We start from the raw sequence: 20,202 nt of genomic DNA, 5'->3' as shown, positions 1-20,202 counted from the left end.
GACCAGCGCCGACTCCAACAACTGACCGTCCGTCGGGAGCCTCGCCGCCCTCACGCGGGCGGCGGGGTGTATCGGTAGACGGCGATGACGAAGTCGGGGCAGACGATCTGGCAGGCGGTACATCCAGTGCAGCCGTCGTGCAGCTCCGGATACCGGTAGCCCTGCTCGTTGACGGTCGCGGACATGCTCAGCACGCTGGGGGGGCAGGCGGCCAGGCACAGCTCGCAGCCCTTGCAGCGGTCGGTGTCGATGACGAGGGTGCCACGGCTCACGGGGTCGTTCCCTTCAGGACGGCCGCCGCGTCCGTCCACTCTGCACCGTCCACGACGGACGGTGGGAAGACGCCGCGGCGGCGCAGCGCGGCGACGGCGTTGTCGGCGGTGAGGCGCAGGTGCGCGAGGGCCGCGGCGCCGGCGGCGTCGGGGTCCCCGTCGCGGATCGCGGCGTATTCGGCGTGCAGGGCGGCACGCTCGGCCGGCAGGGCGTCGTCGATGGAGAACCGGGCCGCGGCCGGGACCAGGCCGCTGAACGTGCGCAGCAGCGCCCGCAGGTGGTTGCGGGCGCCGGCGACGTTGACGACCCGGCGGAACTCGCGGGCCAGGGACTCGAATTCGGCCGGGTCGTCGCAGCCGGCCAGGCTCTCGTCGAGCTTGCCCAGAGCCTCCACGACCGCTGGGTCGCGGCGCGCGGCGACGCGGCGGTTGGTCAACGCGCTGAGCATGCCGTAGAGCTCGAACGCCTCCCGGACGGTGGCGTCGTCGAACTCCGCGACGAACGCCCGCCTGTAGTGGGCGCGTTCGACGAGACCGTCGCGTTCGAGCTGGATGAGGCCCTCGCGGACCGGCACCCGGCTCACGCCGAGCCGCGAAGCGATCTCGTCGAGGTCGAGACGCTGGCCGCTGCGCAGCTCACCGGCGAACAACAGGTCCAGCACGTGCGCCGCGACCGCCTCGCTGGTGTTGGCCCGCTGCAGCTTCACCGGGTCACCAGCTCGCCGATGCCGTACGTCTGCTCCATGGTGCCCTGCTGATACGACGGTCCTTCGGCGGTCGGCACGAACCAGCCGGTCGGGCACATGGTGAGGATCTCCACCAGGCTGAACCCGCCGCCGGCGAGCTGGGTCTCGAACGCCTTGCGCAGCATCCGTTTCGCCTGCAGCACCCCACCGGCGCTGGAGACGGCGCCGCGGGCGACGTAGCCGACGCCCTGCAGCGACGCGACCAGGTCGGCGACCGGGATCGGGTAGCCGTGGGTGTCCGGGTCGCGCCCGTCGATGCTGGTCTTGGTGCGCTGGCCGAGGACGGTGGCGGCGGTCTGCTGGCCGCCAGTGTCGCCGAAGACCCCGTTGTTGAGCATCACGCAGGTGATGTTCTCACCGCGGGCGGCGGCGTGCAGCACCTCCTGCAGCCCTTCGTTGGCCATGTCCCCGTCGCCCTGCAGGGTGAACACGGCGACGCCGGGGCGGACCCGTTTGATGCCGGTGGCGCACGCCGGGGCGCGGCCGTGCAGGCACTGCAGGACGTCGACGTCCATGATGCGCACGAAGCTGCCGTAGCAGCCGTGCCCGACGACGCCGATGCTGCGCTGCACGATGTCGAGCTCCTGCAGCACCTCCAGCAGGATCCGCAGGGCGACGGGCTCGCCGCAGCCAGGGCACAGCGAGTGCTCGCCGAGCAAGAGACTGGGCTTGAAGTCGGCGACCTGTTTCGCCGGGACGGCGGGCGGCCCGGACGTGTCGATGATCATGTCGCACCTAGGATTCGTTCGCGGATCACGGGGGCGTCGAGCAGGGGACCGTAGGAGAGCCCGGACTCGGCGATGCTGACCCCGCCGACGAACCGGACGGCGTCGCGGTCGGCGGCGTGGATGCGCACGTCGTCGAGCATCTGCCCGGCGTTGAGCTCGAAGACCAGGACGTTGCGGGCGCCGGTGGTGGCACGGCGCAGCGCGGCGCCGGGAAACGGCCACAGGGTGACGGGCCGGAACCAGCCGATGCGGTGGCCTTCGGCGCGCAGCCCGGTCACGACGTGCTCGACGAACTTCGCCGCCGTGCCGAACGCCACCACGACGGTCTCGGCGTCGTCCACCATGGACTCCTCGTGGCGCTGCTCCTCCGCGGCGATCCGGTCGAACTTGTCGGCGACCGCGCGCCAGTGCCCGTCGGGGCCGGGGCCGGGGTCGTTGGCCTTGCCCATCGCCCAGGTCCAGATCTGGCGGCTGCGGCCGGTGCCGCCGCCGGTGCCGTCCAGCGCCCAGTCCTTGGCCGGCAGCGGGCCGAAGTCGAGGGCCTGGACGTCGACGCCGACGCGGGTTTGCGCGAGCAGCGGGTCGCCGTACAGCATGACCGGCGCGCGGTGCTTGTCGGCGAGGTGGAACAGCAGCTGGGTGTGCTCGATGGCCTCCGGGACGTCCTTCGGGGCGAGGGTGATCGTGCGGTAGTCGCCCCAGCCGCCGCCGCGGGTGGCCTGGAAGTAGTCCTGCTGGTTGCGGGCCAGGTTGAACACGACGAACGGGGTCTCGTTGAGCGCGGCCTCGGCGATCGCCTCCTGCATCAGCGCGATGCCCTGCCCGCACGAGCCGGTCGCGGCGCGGGCTCCGGCCGCGGCGGCGCCGAGGGTCATGTTGACGCCTTCGATCTCGCTCTCCGCGTTGAGGCAGACCCCGCCGGCCTTGGGCAGCCGCCGTGACATCTCCTCCAGCAGGCCGGTGAACGGTGACATCGGGTAGCCGGTGAAGAACCGGCACCCGGCGGCGATCGCCGCCTCAGCCATGGCGGCCCCGCCGTCGAGCAGCTCCAGGCTCATGCCACACCGGCCCGCACGGTCAGGGCGCCCGCCTCGAGGGCGCGCGCGTTGGCGGGGGCGTGCTGCTGCCGGTAGGGAGGCAGCAGTTCCTCCATCGCGGCGACCAGCGACGCCGCCGCCACCATCGTGGTGAGGGCGTTGTAGGCGCCGAGGAGGACGAACCCGGACGCGTTCGGCGCGCCGCACTCCTTGGCCGCGGCCATCGCGTCGACGACGAAGACCCGCAGGTCGGCGCGGAAGCCGTCGGGGTCGACGAGCGGGGTGTTGGCCACGACGATGCCGCCGGGTCGGAGCCGGTCCTGCACGCCCTCGGCGAAGCGATGGTGGGCGAAGATCGCGGACCAGGCTGACGGCAGGATCGGCAGGGCGTGCAGTGGGGCGTCGCCGACGACGACGCCGGCCTTGGACGGCCCGCCGCGCATCTCGCCGCCGTAGTCTGCGGCGAGCATCGCATAGCGCCCCTCCCGGGTGGCGGCGAGGGCGAGGGTCTTCGCGAGCAGCTGGATGCCCTGCCCGCCGACCCCGGTGACGATGAGCTCCCGCTCCATCCGAGCCTCCCTTGACGAGATTTGAATATTGAATACAAAATCTAACTGCACCGTCAAGCACGGCCGAGGAGAGCATGAGATGCGGGCACTGGTACTGCACGGCTTCGGCGATCCGACCGTCGAGGAGGTCCCGGACCCGGTCCCCGGGCCGGACGAGGTCGTCATCGACGTCGCCTGCGTCCAGCCGAGCGTCACCGAGTGCATGCTCATCGCCGGTGACCCGGTCGCCATGCACGACGTCCTCGCCGCCCGGCTCGCCGCCGGGCCGACCCGCTTCGGCGGCCACGAGTTCGCCGGGGTCATCAGCGTCGCCGGGCCGGGAAGCGGGCACGCGGTCGGGGACCGGGTGACCGCCGTCGAGACGGCCGCGTGCGGCACCTGCGCCGCCTGCCGCCGGGACCGCCCGGACGCCTGCCCCTCCCCCGGTGTGCTCGGCTTCACCCGGGCGGGGGCGTTCGCCGAGCGGGTCGCCGTGCCGGCGAAGTCGGTCGTCACCGTCCCGGACGGGGTCACCGCGGCGCAGGCCGCCGCCGTGCAGCCCCTCGCCGGCGCGCTGCACGGGCACGCCATCGCCGAGGTGCGGCCCGGCGACAGCGTCCTGATCCTCGGCGCCGGCGTGATGGGCGTGCTGCACACGCAGGTGGCCCGGCACGGCGGCGCCGGCCTGATCATCGTCACCGGCCGCAGCCCCGCCAAGCGGCGGCTCGCTCTCGCGGCCGGTGCCGATGCAGTCATCGACGCGACCGAGGACGTCCACGCCGCGGTCCTGGAGGCGACCGGCGGCATCGGCGCCGACGTGGTGTTCGAGACCGCGGGCGGCATGCCGAGCGCCGGACTCGCCGGCACGTCCACCTTGGAGCTGGCCGCCCAATGCGTGCGGCGCGGCGGGCGGATCGTCATGGTCGCGGTCCTGCCCCGGCACGCGAGCGCACCGCTGGGCCTGCTGCGGGAGCGTGCCGTGGCACTGCTGCACCCGCGGTCCGGCGCGGGCGGCTACTCCCCCGGCGGCAGCGCGTTCGAGCAGGCGCTGCGCCTGGTGCGCCGCGGCTACGTCGACCTCGACTGCCTGGTGACGCACCGGCTCGACGGCGTCGACGCGCTGCCGAAGGCCCTGGAGATCACCCGCGACAAGGCGGCGCACGCCGCAGCCGGCCCCGCACAGGTCAGCATCGGCCCCTGGGACGCAGCCGCATGAGCCTGCTGATCGGGGACATCGTCACGCTTGCCGCGCTCACCGCCCCTGGACGGACCGCTGCCACCCTCGGCGCGGGGGCGGTGACGTTCGCGGAGCTGGACGTCGCCGCGAACCGGACCGCGAACGCCCTCGCCGCCCGCGGGGTCGGCACCGGCGACATCGTGCTGTGGTGCGCGACGCCCACCCTGCGCTCCCTGGACGTGTTCGTCGCCTGCGCGCGGCTCGGCGCGGTGTTCGCCCCGCTGAACCCCGCCCTGCCGGTGCACGAACGCGACGCGGTCCGCCGGTACCTCGACCCCCGGCTCGTGCTGTCGGACCTGGCGTTCGGCGAGGCGGGAGTCGTACACCACGAAACCCTCGGCAACGGCTCCAGCGTCTGGGACCGGCGGCCGGTGGACGACGCGGCGCCGCACATCGTGTACCTGACCAGCGGTAGCACCGGCACACCGAAGGGCGCCCTGGTCAGCCACCGGGCGAGCTGGCTGCGTGCGGCACCCGGCGGCGGCACGTTCACCAGCGGCCTGCGCGGGCACGGCGGCGTGGTGTGCACGTTCCCGCTGTACCACTACGGCGGCTGGCACTACGTGATGGAGGCCTGGCAGCACCGCACCGCCGTGCACCTGGTGCGCCGCGCCGACGCCGTCGAGGTGATCGACGTGGTCCGCCGGCAGCGCCCCTCGGCGCTGTACTGCATCCCGGCGGTCTGGGAACGTCTGCTGGACCGGGAGCACCGCGCCGCCGACCTGCGCTCGCTCCTGCACGCCGACACCGGCACGTCCAGCGTCGCCGCGGACCTCGTCGAACGGATCAAGGCCAGGCTGCCCGGCACGACCACGACGATCCTGTACGGCTCCACCGAGGCCGGCCGGATGGCGGCACTGCACGACTGGGATCTGGCCCGCAAGCCCGGCAGCGTCGGGCGGGCCGCGACCCCGAACGCCTTGTGGCTGGCCGCCGACGGCGAGGTCTGCGTCGAAGGCCCCGCGCTGATGAACGGCTACCTCGGCGCCGACCCGCTCACCGGCGAGTACCGCTCCGGCGACCTCGGCCGCCTCGACGAGGACGGCTACCTGTTCCTGACCGGCCGCACCCGCGAGGTGATCCGCACCGGCGGCGAGTCGGTCGGCCCGGCGGAGGTCGAGCACGCGCTACGCGACCTGTCGGGCGTGCTCGACGTGGCGGTCGTCGGCCTGCCCGACGACCGGTGGGGCGAGGTCGTCTGCGCGGTGTTCGTGGTCCCCGACGGCTGCCCGCCGCCGACGGTGGCCCAGGTGCGGTCGCATGTGGAGGGCCGGCTCGCCGGGTTCAAGGTGCCCCGCCGAGTCGCGACGACCAGCACGATCCCCCGCACCCCCGCGACCGGCCAGATCCAGCGCGGCCGCCTGCGCGATCTGCTCACCGACCCGAAGGCCTGACGGCCCGGCAACGCCGTTCAGGCACGCAGGCGCTGGCGGAGCTGGGCCTTGGCGACCTTGCCACCGGAGCCGCGGGGCAGGTCCGGCACGATCTCCAGGCGCTCCGGCCAGTTGTCCCGGGACACCCCGCGCACGTCGAGGTGCTGGCGGAGCCCGTCGAGGTCGAGGGTCTCCGCGTCGCGCAGCACGACGAAGGCGCAGACCCGCTCGCCGAATGTCGGGTCCGGCACTGCCACCGCGGCGACCATGGCGACCGCGGGGTGCGAGCCGACGTGGTCCTCGACAGCGGCGGCGCTGATGTTCTTGCCGCCGCGGATGATGAAGTCGGACTTGCGGTCCACGACCCGCAGGTAGCCGTCGGCGTCGATGGTGCAGATGTCGCCGGTGAGCATCCAGCCGTCGGCCGTGAACAGCGCCTCGTTGGCGGCCGGGTCGGCGAAGTAGCCCAGGCACGTGGCGGGGCCGGCGCACGCGGCCTGGCCGGGGCCGCCGACGGCGGTAACGTCGGTGCCGTCCTCGGCGAACAGCCGCACCCGCATCGCGTCGATGACCTTCCCGGCGGTACGCAGCCGCTGGTCGGTGGTGTCGGTGACCGAGGTCCGCGACAGTGCGCCGGTCTCGTTGGAGCCGAAGAACTGCAACACTCTGGCGCCGGTGCGGCGTTCGAACTCGGCGGCCCGCTCGAACGGCACGGCCTCGCCGCCGGTGAACATGACCCGCAGCGACGACAGGTCCACGTCCGAGGCGACCGGCGAGTTGAGCATCATGATGAACTGGGTGCTGACGCAGCACACGACGGTGACCCGCTCGCGCTCGATGAGGCGCAGCGCCTCGTCGGCGGAGAAGCGGGGCATGACCACGGTTGGGGCGCCCAGCAGCGTGGGGGTGAAGTTGGCGGTCCACTGCGCGAAGCCGTAGGGCGCCGGGATCAGCGTCAGGAACACGTCGTCGGGGCGCAGGTCGCCACACTCGACGGCGAGCTCGTGGTAGTAGAACCAGCGGTCCTGGTTGTGCACCACGCATTTGGGCATGCCGGTCGTGCCGGACGTCGAGTTCAGCAGGTGGATCTCGTCGCGGCGCAGCTCGTGCGCCCCTTTCGGCGCGACCGTGCCGTCCTCGAGTTTCTGGATTTCGAGGTGTACGACGATGCCGAGCCCCTCCACGAGTGCGGCGACCGGCTCGTCGCGGTGCCGGGCCAGACTGACGAGCGCGGTGGCACCCCCGACGGTGAGCAGGTGCCGGACCTCCAGACGGGCCGCCCGCGGGCCGATCGCGACGACGATCATGCCGGCCTTCATCGCGGCGAGGTACACGACGTGCACCTCGACGCCGTCGGGCAGCAGGACCCCGACGCGGGTGCCGCGCGGGAGCCCGGCGTCGGCGAGCCGCTGCGCGAAGGCGGTGGAGCGGGCGTCGAACTGCGCCCAGGTGAGCCGGTCGTCGCCGGCGACGAAGGCGACGCCGTCCGGTTGCGCCGCGGCGTGCCGGCGGACGGTGTCGGGCAGCGTCTCGCCGTCCCGCACCTCGGCGAGGCGGTCGGCGACGTAGCGCTCGTGGACGCTGCCGGGCGCCGGCGCGGCTCCGGCGGGGAACAGGTCGTGCACGAAGAACCCCCAAGACCTCTACCAAACAAGCGCTTGGTTGTGCCATTCTGTTCCTGACCCTTCGAGCATGTCAAGGTAGGGAGCGCCGCGTGCCGGACCTCTGGACTGCCCCCGCCGGCACCCCGGCGGACCTTCGCATCCTGCCGCTGCTGCCCATCCCGGCGGACGCCCACGTGGAGCAGCTCATCTGGCACGGCGACCCAGCGGGTCACGGCGACGACCCGCTGCGGCTCACCTCCGTGGAGGGTGCGACCGGCGGCCGGGTGGTGATGCTGCGGCTGGTGCGGGGTGAGCGGCTCGTCGCCGACCTCCGCGTGCGCCACGGCGCACCCCGCGACGAGGCACCGCACCGGCTGCTGCGCACCGACCTCGGCCCAGGCGCCTCCCGCACCCGCACCTTCACGGTCACCGCGGACCAGACCACCGACCACGTCCCGGACACCGAGCCGGTGCTGAGCACCCCGGCGCTCATCGCCTGCCTGGAGGACACCGCCGCCGACGTCCTGCGCCCGTATTTCGCGCCGGCAACCGCGTCACTGGGCACCTGGATCGGGGTACGGCACACCGGCCCGGCCCGCACCGGCCAGCAGTTCGTGGTGACGGCCGTCCTTGCCGACGTCCGCGGCCGGCGCTACCTCTTCGACGTGCACGCCACCCTCGACGGCCGCCCCATCGGTGACGGCCAGGTGGCCCAGACCCTCATCAGGCACTGAAGCTGACCTACCTGGGCCAGCTCACCGTCGTGCAGCGACGGCTCCACACGCGTCTCGGCCTGCGCTGCCAGCCGCTCGACGATCCCGTCCGCGAGCGCGGTCTCGGCTCCGCTCAGCGGCCGGTGCAGCCGGATCTCGGCGAGGACCGGCGCGAGCCCCGCGGTGCCGGCGTGGAGGGAGTCCCGGTCAGGCGCGGGCTCCGGCCAGCCGTCGGTGACCCGGTCAGGCAGCCACGGCCCGTCGTCGCGGTGCACGTGGCGCAGCGTCCACGCCCAGGCCGCCTCCCCGAGGTCCCGGTAGGTCGCAGCGTCGCCCGTGCCGCCACGCTGTCCGGTGCCCGCGGCGCCGCGGACGTCAGGCGGTGAAGCGCCGGGCCGCGTCGGCTCGCAGCGCCGCCTTGTCCACCTTGCCGCCGGTACCAAGGGGCAGCGACGGCAGGGCGACCAGGTACTCCGGCCAGTTCTGCTTCGACACCCCTGCCGCGTCCAGGTGCACCCGCAGGGCGTCGAGGGTCAGCTCGTCGCGGGTGACGACGTAGGCGCAGACGCGTTCGCCGAGAACCGGGTCGGGGACGGCGACGACGGCGGTCTGCGCGACCGACGGGTGGCCGCCGACCGCCTCCTCCACGACGAGCGCGCTCACGTTGTGGCCGCCGCGGATGATGAAGTCCGCGATCCGGCCGGTGATGGACAGGTAGCCGCCGCCGTCGATGGTGGCCACGTCGCCGGTCAGCAACCAGCCGTCGGGACGGAACAGGGCGGCGTTCGCGGCGTCGTCGTCGAGGTAGCCGGGGGTGCAGCCGGGGCCGCTGGCGGCTACCTGGCCCGGTCCCCCGGCGGCGGTGACGTCGGCGCCGTCGGCGAGCAGCCGCAGCCGCGCCCCGGGGATCGGCCGGCCGGCGGTGGTCAGCCTGGCCGTGCGCGGGTCGTCCACGGTGGTCACCGACAGCGGACCGGCCTCGTTGGAGCCGTAGAACTGCAGCACCGCGCAGCCGGTCCGTTCCTCGAACTCGCGGGCCCGCTCGACCGGCACTCGTTCCCCGCCGGTGAACATGACCCGTAGCGAGGAAAGGTCCGTGGTCGCGAACGCCGGCGAGTTCAGCAGCATGATGAACTGGGCGGTGACCGCGCACAGCACGGTGACCCGGTGTTCCTCGATGAGCCGCAGTGTCTCGGCGGCGTCGAACTCGGCGGTGAGCACGGTCGGGTAGCCGTACATGGCCGGCACGACGTGGGCGCTCCACAGCCCGAAGCCGTACGGGGCGGGCAGCACGCTGGCGAAGACCTCATCGGGGCCGAACCGGCCGGCGGCGTGGGCGAGGGGTCCGAAGTACTTGCGGTTGTTCATCGTCTGCCGTACGCACTTCGGCAGCCCCGTCGTGCCGGACGTGGAGTTGACGAAGAACAGGTCGTCCGCGCCGAGCCCAGGGCCCGGGTGGCCGGCGGCGGGCAGGGACGCCAGGTCGAGTGGGACGTGCCGGGGCGCGCCGCAGCGCGCGGCGATCTCCGCGCCCGGCCGGCCGCGGTGCGACCAGCGGGTGGCGAGTCCCACCGCACCGGTCTTGGCCAGCAGGTGGACGATCTCGGCGTCGCCGGCCCGGGGGCCGATCCCGACGGTGACCAGGCCGGCCTTCTGCGCGGCGAGGTAGGCGATGTGGGTCAGCGCGCCGCCGGTGAGCAGGACGGCGAGCCGGTCCCCGGGCGCGAACCCGGCATCCACATAGGACTGCGCCAGGCGTGACGACAGGACGTCGTATTCGCCCCAGGTGAAGGTGCCCTCGGGGGCGATGAACGCGACCCGGTCGGGGTCGTTGCGGGCGACCATCGCGGCGATCGTCTCGGCGGTCCAGGTGCCGGAGGCGTGGTGGGCGACGACGTCCGGAGGGTACTCAGACACCGGCGCCGCCGTCGAGGCGCAGCACGGCACCGGTGGCGAAGCGCGCTTCGGCGGAGCCGAGGTAGGCGATCGCGGCGGCGACCTCGTCCGGCTCGGCGACCGGCGGGTCGAGCAGCGCCCGGGCGTGCCCGGCCAGCCGCGGGTCCTGGTCCGGCACGGGCACCAGGTTACGTTTCAGCGGCGTGTCCACGGACCCCGGACACACGCAGGCGACCCGCACCCCATCCGGCGCGTACTCCACGGCGAGTGCCCGGGTGAGCGCGACGACCCCGCCCTTCGCGGCGGAATACGCGGCACTGTACCGCCAGCCGCGGACCCCTGCCAGGGACGCCACGTTGACGACGGCACCCCGCGCGGCGATCAGGTGCGGCAGCGCGGTCCGGCAGGCGAGGAACGTGCCGGTGAGGTTCACCGCGAGGATCCGGTCCCACTCGGCGAGGGTGACGTCGGTGGTGTGCGCGTAGGAGGCGACCCCGGCGACGTTGGCGAGCAGGTCGATCCGGCCGCCCCAGCCGGCCGCGTCGGCGACGGCGGCGGCGACCTGATCTTCGTCGCGCAGGTCGCAGCGGATGCCGTGCACCCCGTCGATGTCCACGGCGGCCGTGTCGAGGCCGGCGACCCGGGCGCCCTCGTCCCGCAGGCGGGTCGCGACGGCCCGCCCGATGCCGGAGGCGGCACCGGTGACGAGGGCGACGCGGCCGTCGTACCGTCGCGGCATCAGCGACCGCCGTCGCGCATCGACCGGGCGTCGTGCCCGGCGAGGGAGTCGTGGCCGACCTCGGCGTTGTGCGCGTGGGCGACGTGGTGCAGGCCGAACACCGAGTCCATCCCGGCGCGCAGGCCCATCAGGTCCTCGGCCTGGTTGACCGCCTTCTTCGTCAGGGCGAGGCCGAGGCGGGGCATCTCCGCGATCCGCCGGGCGATGTCCATCGTGGACGATTCCAGGTCGGCGCGTGGCACGACCCGGTTGATCATGCCGAGTTGCAGGGCGCGGTCGGCGTACACCCGCTCACCGAGGAACAGGAACTCCTTGGCGTGCCGGGGACCCATCACCCACGGGTGGGCGAAATACTCGACGCCCGGGATGCCCATGCGCACCACCGGGTCGGCGAAGAACGCGTCGTCGGCGGCGACGATGAGGTCGCAGCACCAGGCCAGCATCAGCCCGCCGGCGATGCAGGCGCCCTGGACCGCGGCGATGGTCGGCTTCGGCAGTTCCCGCCAGCGCCGGCACATGCCGAGGTACACCTCGGACTCGCGGGCGAAGCGGCTCTCCGCGCCGGGTTTGCCGACGTGGTCCCACCACAGGCCGGCGCGGCGCGGGAACGTGGTGTCGATGTCCCGGCCGGGCGTGCCGATGTCGTGCCCGGCGGAGAAGTGTTTGCCCTCCCCCGTGAGCACGATGACCTTGACCTCGTCGTCGTCGGCGGCGCGGTACAGCGCGTCGTCGAGCGCGTAGGTCATCGCGGAGTTCTGGGCGTTGCGGTACTGCGGCCGGTGCATCGTCACGACTGCGACCGGGCCTTCGGTGCGATACCGGACGACGTCTGCTTCGTCGGTCATGTCCCTTGCTCCTTCAGACCGATGGTGGTGGCGAGGGCGGCGAGGCGGTCGCCGGGGCCGGCGAGGGCGGCGAGGGCCCAGGCCCGTTTGGCGAAGCGGTGCAGTTCGTATTCGACGGTGTAGCCGATGGCGCCGTGGCACTGGATCGCGGCGCGGCTCGCCGCGTGCGCGGCGTCGGCGGCGAGCACGACGGCGCCGTCGACGGCGGGTCCCGCGTCCGCGCCTTCCTGCAGTGCCCAGGCGGCGGCAAGGACGGCGGGCCGGGCGAACTCCAGGCCGAGGTACGCGTCGGCGAGTTGGTGCTTGACGGCCTGGAAGCTGCCGACGGGCGCCCCGAACTGGTAGCGCTGCTGGACGTAGCCGACGGTCAGGTCGAGCATCCGCCGGCCGAGCCCGACCAGTTCGGCGGCGTGGCCGAGGGCGGCCCGCCCGGCGGCGGCCTCGACGAGTGCCGGGTCGTCGGTGAGGACGCCGGCAGCCATGGAGACGACGGCGTCGAGACTGGTGTCCACAGTGGATGCGGCAGTGCTCAGGCCACCGATCCGGGCGACACCGCCGTCGAGGTGCAGCACGAGGTCGGCCTGCCCACCGAACGGGGTGAGGCCGCCCGGCCCGGCGACCGCGATCCGCAGCGACCCGGTGGCGGCCGCGGCGGCCCGGTCGTCGTCGAGCGCGGCGAGCAGCGGCACGGCGACGAACGCGGTCGCGGTGACCGGCAGCGCGACGGCGGCGTAGCCGACCTCCTCAAGGACCGGGACGAGGTCGGTCTCGTCCAGGCCGAGGTCGGCCATGGCGGCGAACACGCCGAGATCGGCGAGCGTGGACCAGCCGCCCGCGGCGAGCGGCGCCCGCACCGCGTCGCGCAGCGCGGTCTGGTCCTCAGTCAACGCGAACCGCACAGTGGCTTCCCTTCACGCTCGTGGCAGGCCGAGCACCCGCTCGGCGACGATGTTGCGCTGGATCTCGTTGGTGCCGGCGTAGATCGGGCCGGCGAGCGAGAACTGGAAGCCGCGGGTCCACGGCGAGTCGAGGACCGCTTCCGCGCCGAGCAGCTCCAGGGCGATCTCGTGCAGCTCGATGTCCAGCCGCGACCAGAACAGCTTGTTGAGGCTCGATCGGGCGCCGGGTGGTCGCCCTTCGACGAGGTCGGTGACCTGGTTGAGGGTGAACAGCTGGTAGGCGCGGGCGTTGAGCCAGGCCCGGGTGACCCGCTCCCGCACGACGGGCCGCAGCCGGTCGCCCTGCGCGGCGGCGAGCGCGACGAGCCGCTGCGCGGTGTGCAGGAACCGGCCCGGGGAGCGCAGCGTGAGGCCGCGTTCGGAGCCGGTCGTGGACATGGCGACCTGCCAGCCCTTGCCGGGTTCGCCGAGGACGGCGCCGGCGGGGACGAACACGTCGTCGAAGAAGACCTCGGCGAAGCCCTCGTCGCCGTCGAGGCGGCCGAAGCCGCGGACTGTCACCCCGCTGGCGTCCAGGGGGACGAGGAAGTAGGTGAGGCCGCGGTGCCGGGCGGCGGCCGGGTCGGTGCGGAACAGACCGAAGAGGTGGGTGCTGAAGGCGCCTCGGGTGGTCCAGGTCTTCTGCCCGTTGAGCCGCCAGCCGCCGTCGACGGGTTCGGCGCGGCTGCTGATGGCGGCGAGGTCGCTGCCGGCGCCGGGCTCGGACCAGCCCTGGCACCACAGGTCCCGGGCGGCGGCCATCCGAGGCAGGAGGGTGTCCTGCTGCGCAGCGGTGCCGAACTCGAACAGAGTCGGGGCGAGCAGGAAGATGCCGTTCTGGGTGACGCGCTGCGGTGCGCCGGCGGCGTAGTACTCCTCCTCGAAGATGAGCCACTGCCACAGCGAGGCGTCGCGACCGCCGTACCGGCGCGGCCACGACACGACGGCCCAGCCGGCGTCGAACAGGGCGCGTTCCCAGTGCAGGTGCTCGGCGAAGCCCTCGCGGGTGTCGCCGGACGGCAGCGGGCCGGGCACGTTGGCTCGCAGCCAGGCCCGTGCCTCGGCGCGGAAGGCGGCCTCGTCCGGGGTGTCTTCCAGGCGGATTCCGGTCATTGGCCGAACTCGTCCCGGACTTTGTCGGCCACGCCGGTGAGGTTGAGCTCGAAGGTGAAACCCTGCTCGTAGCGGTAGCTGCGTTTCGGGTCCCACGGGTCGATGCCGTTGAGCGACTCCTTCGCGGCCCGGATGACCGCCGGGTCCTTGGCCGCGATGTCGTGGGCGACGGCGAACGCGGCGGCCCGCAGCTCGTCGCGGGGCACGACGGTGAGGACCGAGCCGAACGCGTGCAGCTCGGCGGCGGTCGCGGTCGCCGACGTGTACATCATGGCCCGCATCTTGTGCTGCGGCACCAGCCGCGACAGGTGCGTGGCCGCGCCGAGGGCGCCCCGGTCGACCTCCGGCAGCCCGAACGTGGCGTCGTCGGAGGCGACGATGACGTCGGCGTTGCCGACCAGGCCGATGCCGCCGCCGAGGCAGAACCCGTGCACGGCCGCGATGACGGGGACCGGGCAGTCGTAGACGGCGCTGAACGCGGCCGCGCAGCCACGGTTGGCCCCGACGAGGGCGCCGTAGCCGGTGCTCGCCTGGAGTTCCTTGATGTCGACGCCGGCGTTGAAACCGCGTCCCTCGGCGCGCAGCACGACCGCGCGGACGCCCGCGTCGGCGCCGGCCGCGTCGAGGGCGGCGGCGAGGGCGAACCAGCCGGCCACCGGCAGCGCGTTCACCGGCGGGTTGGCCATGACGATCTCGGCCACCCCGAGTTCGTCCACTGTGGACTCGATCACGATGCCTCCGTGGTGAAGGTCGCCCAGCCGTACACGGCGACGGTGCCGTCCTGGGTGGTGCACGTCATCTCGACGTCGAAGCTGTCCTCGTCCTGCCGCACGACGGTGCCGTCGCAGGTGACGGTGTCGCCAGGGAAGACCTGGGCGGCGAAGCGGACCCGGAAGGAGCGGACCGCCGCGGCGCCGAACCGGTCGGTCGCCCAGGTCGCCAGGAACCCGGCCTGCAGCATGCCCAGCGACAGCGGCGCCGGCATCCCGGCCGCCAGGGCGAACAGCTCGTCGTGGTGGATCGGGTTGAAGTCCCCGGACGCCCCCTGGTAACGCACCAGGTCAGTCCGAGTCAGCGGGCCGTGGACGGAGGCGGTCATGCCGTCACCTTCGCTTCGGCGCCGCCCTGACCTTGGGACTGCGCTGCCTGATGACCGGCCTCTCCGCTGCGCTGCGTACCGGTCACTGCCGTCTCCACGCCGGTGAGGCGGGCGGTGGCGACGTGGCGGCCGGTCTCGTCGCGGAACTCGGTGACCATCACCGCGAAGGTCAGGGTGCCGCTGCGGCCCTCCTTGCGGGTGACCGACTCGATCCGGGATCGCCCGGTGAGCCGGTCGCCGGCGCGGGGTGGCGGGCCGTGGAACACGAACTCCTGCTCCGCGTGCAGCCCCTTGCGCTGGTCCATCGCGACCGCCGGCCAGGGGTCGGACCCCCCGGTCTGCCAGAAGAACGCGGTGGTCAGAAACGTCGGCGGGATCACCGGGTCCTCCGCCGTCAGATAGTCGGGGTTCGCCGAGCCGGTCGCGCGGGCGAACTCGCGGATCTTGCCGCGTTCGATGTCGAGGGTGAACGGCTCGCCGGTCACCCCGACTGCACTGTCGTCGACCATGCCGGCCTCTCTACGGGTGTTGACTGCTGACCGAGACGACCTCGCCGGTCATGTATGAGCTGTATTCGCTGGCCAGGAACACGATCACGTTGGCGATCTCCCACGGCTCCGCGGGGCGGCCGAACGCCTCCCGGGTGGACAGCTCGGCGAGCAGTTCGTCCGTGGTGACCTTCGCCAGGTGCGGGTGCATCGCCAGGCTGGGCGCGACGGCGTTGACCCGCACCCCGGAGCGGGCCGCCTCGAGGGCGGAGCAGCGGGTGAGCGCCATGACCCCGGCCTTCGCCGCGGCGTAGTGCGCCTGGCCCTCCTGGGCCCGCCAGCCGATGACGGAGGCGTTGTTGACCACCACCCCGGTGCCGCGCGGGATCATGTGCCGCAGTGCCGCCCTGGTACAGCGGAAGGTGCCGGTGAGCGTGACGTCCAGGACCGTGCTCCACTGCTCGTCGGTCATGTCCACGACGGCGGCGGTGCCACCGAGCCCGGCGTTGTTGACCAGCACGTCGAGCCCGCCACCGAAATGCGAGACGGCAGTGGCGAAGAGGTGCTCCACCTGGGCCTGGTCGGTGACGTCGCACGGCACGCCGAGAACGCCGAGGCGTTCGGCGGATTCGGCGAGGCGGCGCTCGTGCCGGTCGGAGACGACGACCGTGGCGCCCTCCTCGACGCACCGCTCGGCGGTGGCGAAGCCGATGCCGGTGCCCGCGGCGGCGGTGACCAGCACGGTGCGACCGGCGAGCAGCCCGTGGCCCGATGTCTTGTTCGGCATGGTCACGACTCTACCAAGCGCTTGCTTGGCTGACCAGAGGCGCGCCGGGCCTGATCGAGCGGCACCGCGACCGCCGCGGTCGTCGACAGCCGCGGCCGGTCCGGCTCCTCCTCCGTCAACGGCGTAGCAGGTCGCAACGAGTCGCGGCTGCGCACGGCCAGGGCCTGATACACCGCCGTCCCGTGCGCCTTCCAGGCCAGTTCCACGTCCGTCAGGTCCCGCACGACCTTCGCCGGCGCGCCGGCCACCAGGGTCCTCGACGGCACCACGAACTCGGCCCTGACGAGGGAGTGCGCGCCGACGAACGCGTATTCGCCGACGTCGACGCCGTCCAGCACGACCGCGTTGATGCCGATGAGCGCGCCGGCGCCGACGCGGCAGCCGTGCAGGACCGCGCCGTGCCCGACGTGTCCGTCCGGGCCGAGGGTCAGGACCGTGCCGGGGAAGGTGTGCAGGACGCAGGAGTCCTGGACGTTCGAGCCGGCCGCCATGACGATGCGCCCGAAGTCGCCGCGCAGGCTGGCGAGTGGGCCGACGTAGCAGCCGGCGCCGACGTGGACGTCGCCGATGAGCACCGCGGTCGGATGGACGTACGCGGTCGGGTGGACGACCGGCACGACGTCCTCGATGGCGTAGGCGGGCATCAGGCGAACCGCTTCAGCGTGTCCGCGGCCTCGGCCATGATGCGCTCGATGAGCTCCGCGCAGCTGGGCAGGTCGTCGATGAGCCCGGCAACCTGGCCGGTGGCCATGACGCCGGCGTCGGCGCGGCCGTCGACCATGGCGGCGCGGATCAGCATCGGGGTGTTCGCGGCGAGGACGAGCTGGCTGAGGCGCAGGTCGTGGCTGCCGCGCATGGCCCGGCCCTCGCGCAGCATGCTCAGCCACGACCGGCCCGACAGCTTCCGCAGCAACTGCGCGTTGCGGACCGCGCGGGGCAGCCGCCGCAGCGCGCCGGTGTCGGCGAGGTCATCGACGAAGGGGGTGCGCAGGACCCGCTGCGGCACGCCGTCCAGCGCCGCGGTGACGACCGTGTCGGTGACGGTGGCGTCGAGGTACCGCTGCTTCACCGCCGCACCGACCGGGCTGTCGCTGGTGAGCAGGAACCGGGTCCCCATCGCGATCCCGGCGGCGCCGTAGGCGAGGGCGGCGACCAGGCCACGTCCGTCGAAGAAGCCGCCGGCGGCGATGACCGGAATGTCGACGGCGTCGACGACCTGGGGCAGCAGCAGGGTGGTGGGGACCGGGCCGGTGTGCCCGCCGCCCTCGCCACCCTGCACGACGACGGCGTCCACGCCCCACGCGGCGACCTTCTCCGCGTGCCGGCGCGCCCCGACGGACGGCACCACCACCACGCCGGCGGCCTTGAGCCGCTCGATCAGTTCGGGCTTCGGCGCGAGGGCGAACGAGGCAACCCGTACACCTTCCCGGATGAGCAGATCGGCGCGCTTTGCCGCATCGGGGGCGTCGGCGCGCAGGTTGACCCCGAACGGCGCGTCGGTCAGCCGCCGCACGTCGGCGACCGCGGTCACCAGTTCCTCGTAGGACAGGGTCGCGCTGGCGAGGATGCCGAGGCCGCCGGCGTTGGAGGTGGCGGCGGTGAGCCCGGCGTCGGAGACCCAGCCCATGCCGGTCTGCACGATCGGGTACCGGATGCCGAACAGCTCGCAGATCGGCGGCCGCAGCGCACTCACGTGTCGACTTCCCGCGAACGGACCGAGGCCGGGTCGATGACCTCGCGGATCAGGGCGAGCTCGGCGTCGGTCGGCAGCCGGGTCTGCGGTACGTCCGCGGGCACGGTCAGCTCGAAGCCGGTCGCGGAAACGATCTCGTCGACGGTGACGCCGGGATGCACCGAGACCAGACGCATCCGGTGGTCGTCGGTGCCGAAATCGAAGACGCCGAGGTTGCTGACCACCCGCCGGATCTCGTGGTAGCGGCCGGCGGCCGGGTTCGCGGCGGCCCGGTCGTAGCCGACGCCGCTGACCATGTCGACCGTGGCGACGAACGAGCGCTGCCCGTGCCGGGGCACCCAGTAGCTGGTGGGGTGATTGACGGTGTTGCCGGGCGCGCCGCGGACGCCGAGCAGCGCCCGGGTCGGGCGGGCGAAGTCGCCGATGGCGGAGATGTTGGCGTTGCCGTAGCGGTCGATCTGGCTGGGGCCCATCATGACGTGCCGGCGGCCGGTGTACAGCAGGTCGAACACGGCCCGGAACGGGATCCAGCCTTCGACGACCGGCGGGGTGGCGCCGATCGCCCAGGTGCCCTGCGTCAGGTACGCCTCGCCGTCGGACAGCAGCAGGTCCGGCGCGAAGGTGGCACGGGCCAGCCGGGCGGCGATGCTCGGCACCAGGCCGATCGGGCTGGCGAGGATCTCCCCGTCGCCGCGCCACACCTCGGCGCAGGCCACGACGCACACCTCAGCGCGAGTGACAGCGCTCATGCCGTTGCTCACGTCAGGACCTCCAGGTACCGGTCGTAGAACGCCGCCCACGCCTGCGGGTCGGCGGCGGCCGCGACGTATTCGCGCTGGAACGCCTCGTCCCGGCCGTAGTCAGGGGCGCAGGAGGTGAAGTGCGCGCCGCGGGGCGCCTCGACGACCCCGTGCACCATCCACCGCTGCAACAGCAGCGACTGCACGGGTGCGGTCCGGATGAGCTCGGCGGTGTCGACGATCTGCTCGCACGACACGTAGGCCTTGTCGGCGGCGCTGCAGAACAGGTCGTCGAAGTACGGGTCGGGCCCCAGGTACTGGGCGTTGCCGTGCACGTCGGCCCGGTTGAGGTGCACCAGGGCCGCGTCGAGGCGCACCGCCGGGATCGCGACGAGTTCCTCGTCGTCGTAGGGCGAGGCGACGGTCCGCAGCGCGGGGTTGACCTTCAGCACGTCGGAGCCGAGCCCGGCACGGCTGGGCATGAAGGGCAGCCGGCACGCTGCGGCGTACAACGCCCAGCGCAGCATGCCCTCGTCGTATTCGGTCACTTCCACCGCGCCCGCCTGGCGGGCCGCCCGGAAGTGCGGCTCGAGCGGGATCGTGTCCAGGGAGACGAACCCGTACACCAGGCGGCGGACCTTCTTGGCGGCCAGGAGCAGGCCGACGTCAGGGCCGCCGTAGCTGACGATGGTCAGGTCGGTGAGGTCGGAGCGCAGGATCGCGCGCACCAGGGACATCGGTTTGCGTCTGGATCCCCAGCCGCCGATCCCGATCGTCATGCCCGAGCGCAGCTGTGCCACGACCTCATCTTCGGTCATCTGCTTGTTCGCCATCGCCGCCTTCTTCACCGCGCAGGCTGGACCTTGCCCGATGAACGTACCAAGCGCTTGCTTGATTGCGCTACACTCGCTGCCGAGCCGTATCTCACGGCCGCGGTCCACGTAGACTCCTGGTGCGAACGGGATTGACGAGGCTGCACAACGACATCGGTGAGGAAGAGCGGGATGGCACGAGAGCCTGGGGATCGACGCGAGCGGATTCTCGCCAGCGCTGCGGCGCTGTTCGCCCGTAAGGGCGTCTCGGCCACGACCGTGCGCGAGATCGCCGACGAGGCCGGCATCCTGTCCGGCAGCCTGTATCACCACTTCGAGTCCAAGGAAGCCATGGTCGACGAGATCGTGACCTCCTACCTGGACGACCTGCGCACCCGCTACAAGCGCGTGCTGGACGGCGAAAGCCACCCGCGGACCCGCCTGCACGACCTCATCGTGGCCTCGCTCGAGGTCGTCGAGGCGCACCCGCACGCCACCGAGATCTACCAGAACGATGTCAACTATCTGACCCAGATCGAACGGTTCGGATATCTGCGCACCGCCGGCAAAGAGGTGCAGAGCACCTGGCTGTCCGTCATCGAGGCAGGCATCGCCGAGGGCGTCATCCGCGACGACCTGGACCCCAAGATCCTCTACCGGTTGATGCGTGACGCCGTCTGGCTGTCGGTGCGCTGGTTCAAGCCCACCGCGGCATACCCGATCACCCGCCTCGCCGAGGACTGCACCTCACTGTTCCTGGACGGCCTGGCCAAGTCCCGCTAACTTGATCTTCA

The 20,202-nt window shown here is 72.9% G+C and carries 23 protein-coding genes; 4 read left to right on the top strand and 19 right to left on the bottom strand.

All coding sequences use genetic code 11. From position 1 onward, the window contains the following. Positions 1-50: 50 nt before the first annotated feature. The 5 genes from ABZ321_RS22640 to ABZ321_RS22620 are packed head-to-tail and all read right to left on the bottom strand — an operon-like array spanning position 51 to position 3,352. A complete protein-coding gene (locus ABZ321_RS22640) occupies positions 51-272 on the bottom strand; it encodes a 4Fe-4S dicluster domain-containing protein (RefSeq protein WP_344499742.1) in 222 nt (73 codons plus the stop codon). Then, on the bottom strand, positions 269-979 hold the full coding sequence (locus tag ABZ321_RS22635; RefSeq protein ID WP_344499740.1) for a GntR family transcriptional regulator: 711 nt from the start codon (positions 977-979) through the stop codon (positions 269-271). The genes ABZ321_RS22640 and ABZ321_RS22635 overlap by 4 nt, the downstream gene beginning before the upstream one ends. Further along, a complete protein-coding gene (locus ABZ321_RS22630; RefSeq protein ID WP_344499738.1) occupies positions 976-1,746 on the bottom strand; it encodes a thiamine pyrophosphate-dependent enzyme in 771 nt (256 codons plus the stop codon). The genes ABZ321_RS22635 and ABZ321_RS22630 overlap by 4 nt, the downstream gene beginning before the upstream one ends. Next, entirely contained in the window at positions 1,743-2,804 is a 1,062-nt protein-coding gene (locus ABZ321_RS22625) for a hypothetical protein (protein ID WP_344499736.1), read from the bottom strand. Before ABZ321_RS22625 ends, ABZ321_RS22630 begins: the two co-directional genes overlap by 4 nt. After that, the gene (locus tag ABZ321_RS22620) at positions 2,801-3,352 is read right to left on the bottom strand and encodes a 2-oxoacid:acceptor oxidoreductase family protein (RefSeq protein WP_344499734.1); all 552 of its coding nucleotides are present in this window, start codon (positions 3,350-3,352) and stop codon (positions 2,801-2,803) included. Before ABZ321_RS22620 ends, ABZ321_RS22625 begins: the two co-directional genes overlap by 4 nt. 79 nt (positions 3,353-3,431) lie before the next feature. Between ABZ321_RS22620 and ABZ321_RS22615 the strand changes: the two genes are divergently transcribed. Then, positions 3,432-4,547: a zinc-binding dehydrogenase gene (locus tag ABZ321_RS22615; protein WP_344499732.1), complete on the top strand. Its 1,116-nt coding sequence runs from the start codon at positions 3,432-3,434 to the stop codon at positions 4,545-4,547. Further along, the gene (locus ABZ321_RS22610) at positions 4,544-5,962 is read left to right on the top strand and encodes a class I adenylate-forming enzyme family protein (RefSeq protein WP_344499730.1); all 1,419 of its coding nucleotides are present in this window, start codon (positions 4,544-4,546) and stop codon (positions 5,960-5,962) included. The genes ABZ321_RS22615 and ABZ321_RS22610 overlap by 4 nt, the downstream gene beginning before the upstream one ends. 17 nt (positions 5,963-5,979) lie before the next feature. Here ABZ321_RS22610 and ABZ321_RS22605 read toward each other — a convergent pair whose 3' ends face one another. After that, positions 5,980-7,566, bottom strand: a complete 1,587-nt coding sequence (locus ABZ321_RS22605) for a class I adenylate-forming enzyme family protein (protein ID WP_344499728.1) — start codon at positions 7,564-7,566, stop codon at positions 5,980-5,982. 89 nt (positions 7,567-7,655) lie between these two features. Between ABZ321_RS22605 and ABZ321_RS22600 the strand changes: the two genes are divergently transcribed. Further along, entirely contained in the window at positions 7,656-8,279 is a 624-nt protein-coding gene (locus tag ABZ321_RS22600; protein WP_354894194.1) for a hypothetical protein, read from the top strand. A gap of 354 nt (positions 8,280-8,633) precedes the next feature. Here the strand turns inward: ABZ321_RS22600 and ABZ321_RS22595 are convergent, their stop codons facing one another. From ABZ321_RS22595 to ABZ321_RS22535, 13 genes are read right to left on the bottom strand one after another with little or no spacing between them, the layout of a single operon-like run. Next, the gene (locus ABZ321_RS22595) at positions 8,634-10,175 is read right to left on the bottom strand and encodes a class I adenylate-forming enzyme family protein (RefSeq protein ID WP_354894191.1); all 1,542 of its coding nucleotides are present in this window, start codon (positions 10,173-10,175) and stop codon (positions 8,634-8,636) included. Next, complete coding sequence (locus ABZ321_RS22590) at positions 10,168-10,893, bottom strand: SDR family NAD(P)-dependent oxidoreductase (protein WP_344499720.1); 726 nt, start codon at positions 10,891-10,893, stop codon at positions 10,168-10,170. Before ABZ321_RS22590 ends, ABZ321_RS22595 begins: the two co-directional genes overlap by 8 nt. Next, entirely contained in the window at positions 10,893-11,738 is an 846-nt protein-coding gene (locus ABZ321_RS22585; RefSeq protein ID WP_344499718.1) for an enoyl-CoA hydratase, read from the bottom strand. Before ABZ321_RS22585 ends, ABZ321_RS22590 begins: the two co-directional genes overlap by 1 nt. Beyond that, positions 11,735-12,637 carry an acyl-CoA dehydrogenase family protein gene (locus ABZ321_RS22580; protein ID WP_344499716.1) on the bottom strand — a complete coding sequence of 301 codons (903 nt, stop codon included), beginning with the start codon at positions 12,635-12,637 and terminating at the stop codon, positions 11,735-11,737. Before ABZ321_RS22580 ends, ABZ321_RS22585 begins: the two co-directional genes overlap by 4 nt. 12 nt (positions 12,638-12,649) lie before the next feature. Next, entirely contained in the window at positions 12,650-13,789 is a 1,140-nt protein-coding gene (locus ABZ321_RS22575; protein WP_354894186.1) for an acyl-CoA dehydrogenase family protein, read from the bottom strand. Next, a complete protein-coding gene (locus tag ABZ321_RS22570; protein WP_344499712.1) occupies positions 13,786-14,520 on the bottom strand; it encodes an enoyl-CoA hydratase family protein in 735 nt (244 codons plus the stop codon). Before ABZ321_RS22570 ends, ABZ321_RS22575 begins: the two co-directional genes overlap by 4 nt. After that, the gene (locus ABZ321_RS22565; RefSeq protein WP_354894183.1) at positions 14,517-14,888 is read right to left on the bottom strand and encodes a MaoC/PaaZ C-terminal domain-containing protein; all 372 of its coding nucleotides are present in this window, start codon (positions 14,886-14,888) and stop codon (positions 14,517-14,519) included. Before ABZ321_RS22565 ends, ABZ321_RS22570 begins: the two co-directional genes overlap by 4 nt. Further along, positions 14,885-15,397, bottom strand: a complete 513-nt coding sequence (locus ABZ321_RS22560) for a MaoC family dehydratase N-terminal domain-containing protein (protein ID WP_354894180.1) — start codon at positions 15,395-15,397, stop codon at positions 14,885-14,887. Before ABZ321_RS22560 ends, ABZ321_RS22565 begins: the two co-directional genes overlap by 4 nt. Positions 15,398-15,407: 10 nt before the next feature. Further along, positions 15,408-16,163, bottom strand: a complete 756-nt coding sequence (locus ABZ321_RS22555) for an SDR family oxidoreductase (RefSeq protein WP_344499707.1) — start codon at positions 16,161-16,163, stop codon at positions 15,408-15,410. Between the two features lie 2 nt (positions 16,164-16,165). Continuing rightward, a complete protein-coding gene (locus ABZ321_RS22550; RefSeq protein ID WP_344499705.1) occupies positions 16,166-16,807 on the bottom strand; it encodes a gamma carbonic anhydrase family protein in 642 nt (213 codons plus the stop codon). Beyond that, a complete protein-coding gene (locus ABZ321_RS22545; RefSeq protein ID WP_344499703.1) occupies positions 16,807-17,856 on the bottom strand; it encodes a nitronate monooxygenase family protein in 1,050 nt (349 codons plus the stop codon). The genes ABZ321_RS22550 and ABZ321_RS22545 overlap by 1 nt, the downstream gene beginning before the upstream one ends. Next, positions 17,853-18,605 carry a CoA-transferase gene (locus tag ABZ321_RS22540; protein WP_344499701.1) on the bottom strand — a complete coding sequence of 251 codons (753 nt, stop codon included), beginning with the start codon at positions 18,603-18,605 and terminating at the stop codon, positions 17,853-17,855. Before ABZ321_RS22540 ends, ABZ321_RS22545 begins: the two co-directional genes overlap by 4 nt. A gap of 8 nt (positions 18,606-18,613) precedes the next feature. After that, positions 18,614-19,429 (bottom strand): CoA-transferase, encoded by an 816-nt coding sequence (locus ABZ321_RS22535; protein WP_354894177.1) that lies wholly within the window; start codon positions 19,427-19,429, stop codon positions 18,614-18,616. A gap of 171 nt (positions 19,430-19,600) precedes the next feature. Between ABZ321_RS22535 and ABZ321_RS22530 the strand changes: the two genes are divergently transcribed. Continuing rightward, positions 19,601-20,191 (top strand): TetR/AcrR family transcriptional regulator, encoded by a 591-nt coding sequence (locus ABZ321_RS22530; protein ID WP_354894174.1) that lies wholly within the window; start codon positions 19,601-19,603, stop codon positions 20,189-20,191. Positions 20,192-20,202 lie beyond the last annotated feature (11 nt).

It is taken from the genome of Dactylosporangium sp. NPDC006015 (genome assembly GCF_040614215.1).
GTDB lineage: Bacteria > Actinomycetota > Actinomycetes > Mycobacteriales > Micromonosporaceae > Dactylosporangium > Dactylosporangium maewongense.
This window is presented reverse-complemented; position numbering and strand designations above follow the sequence as displayed.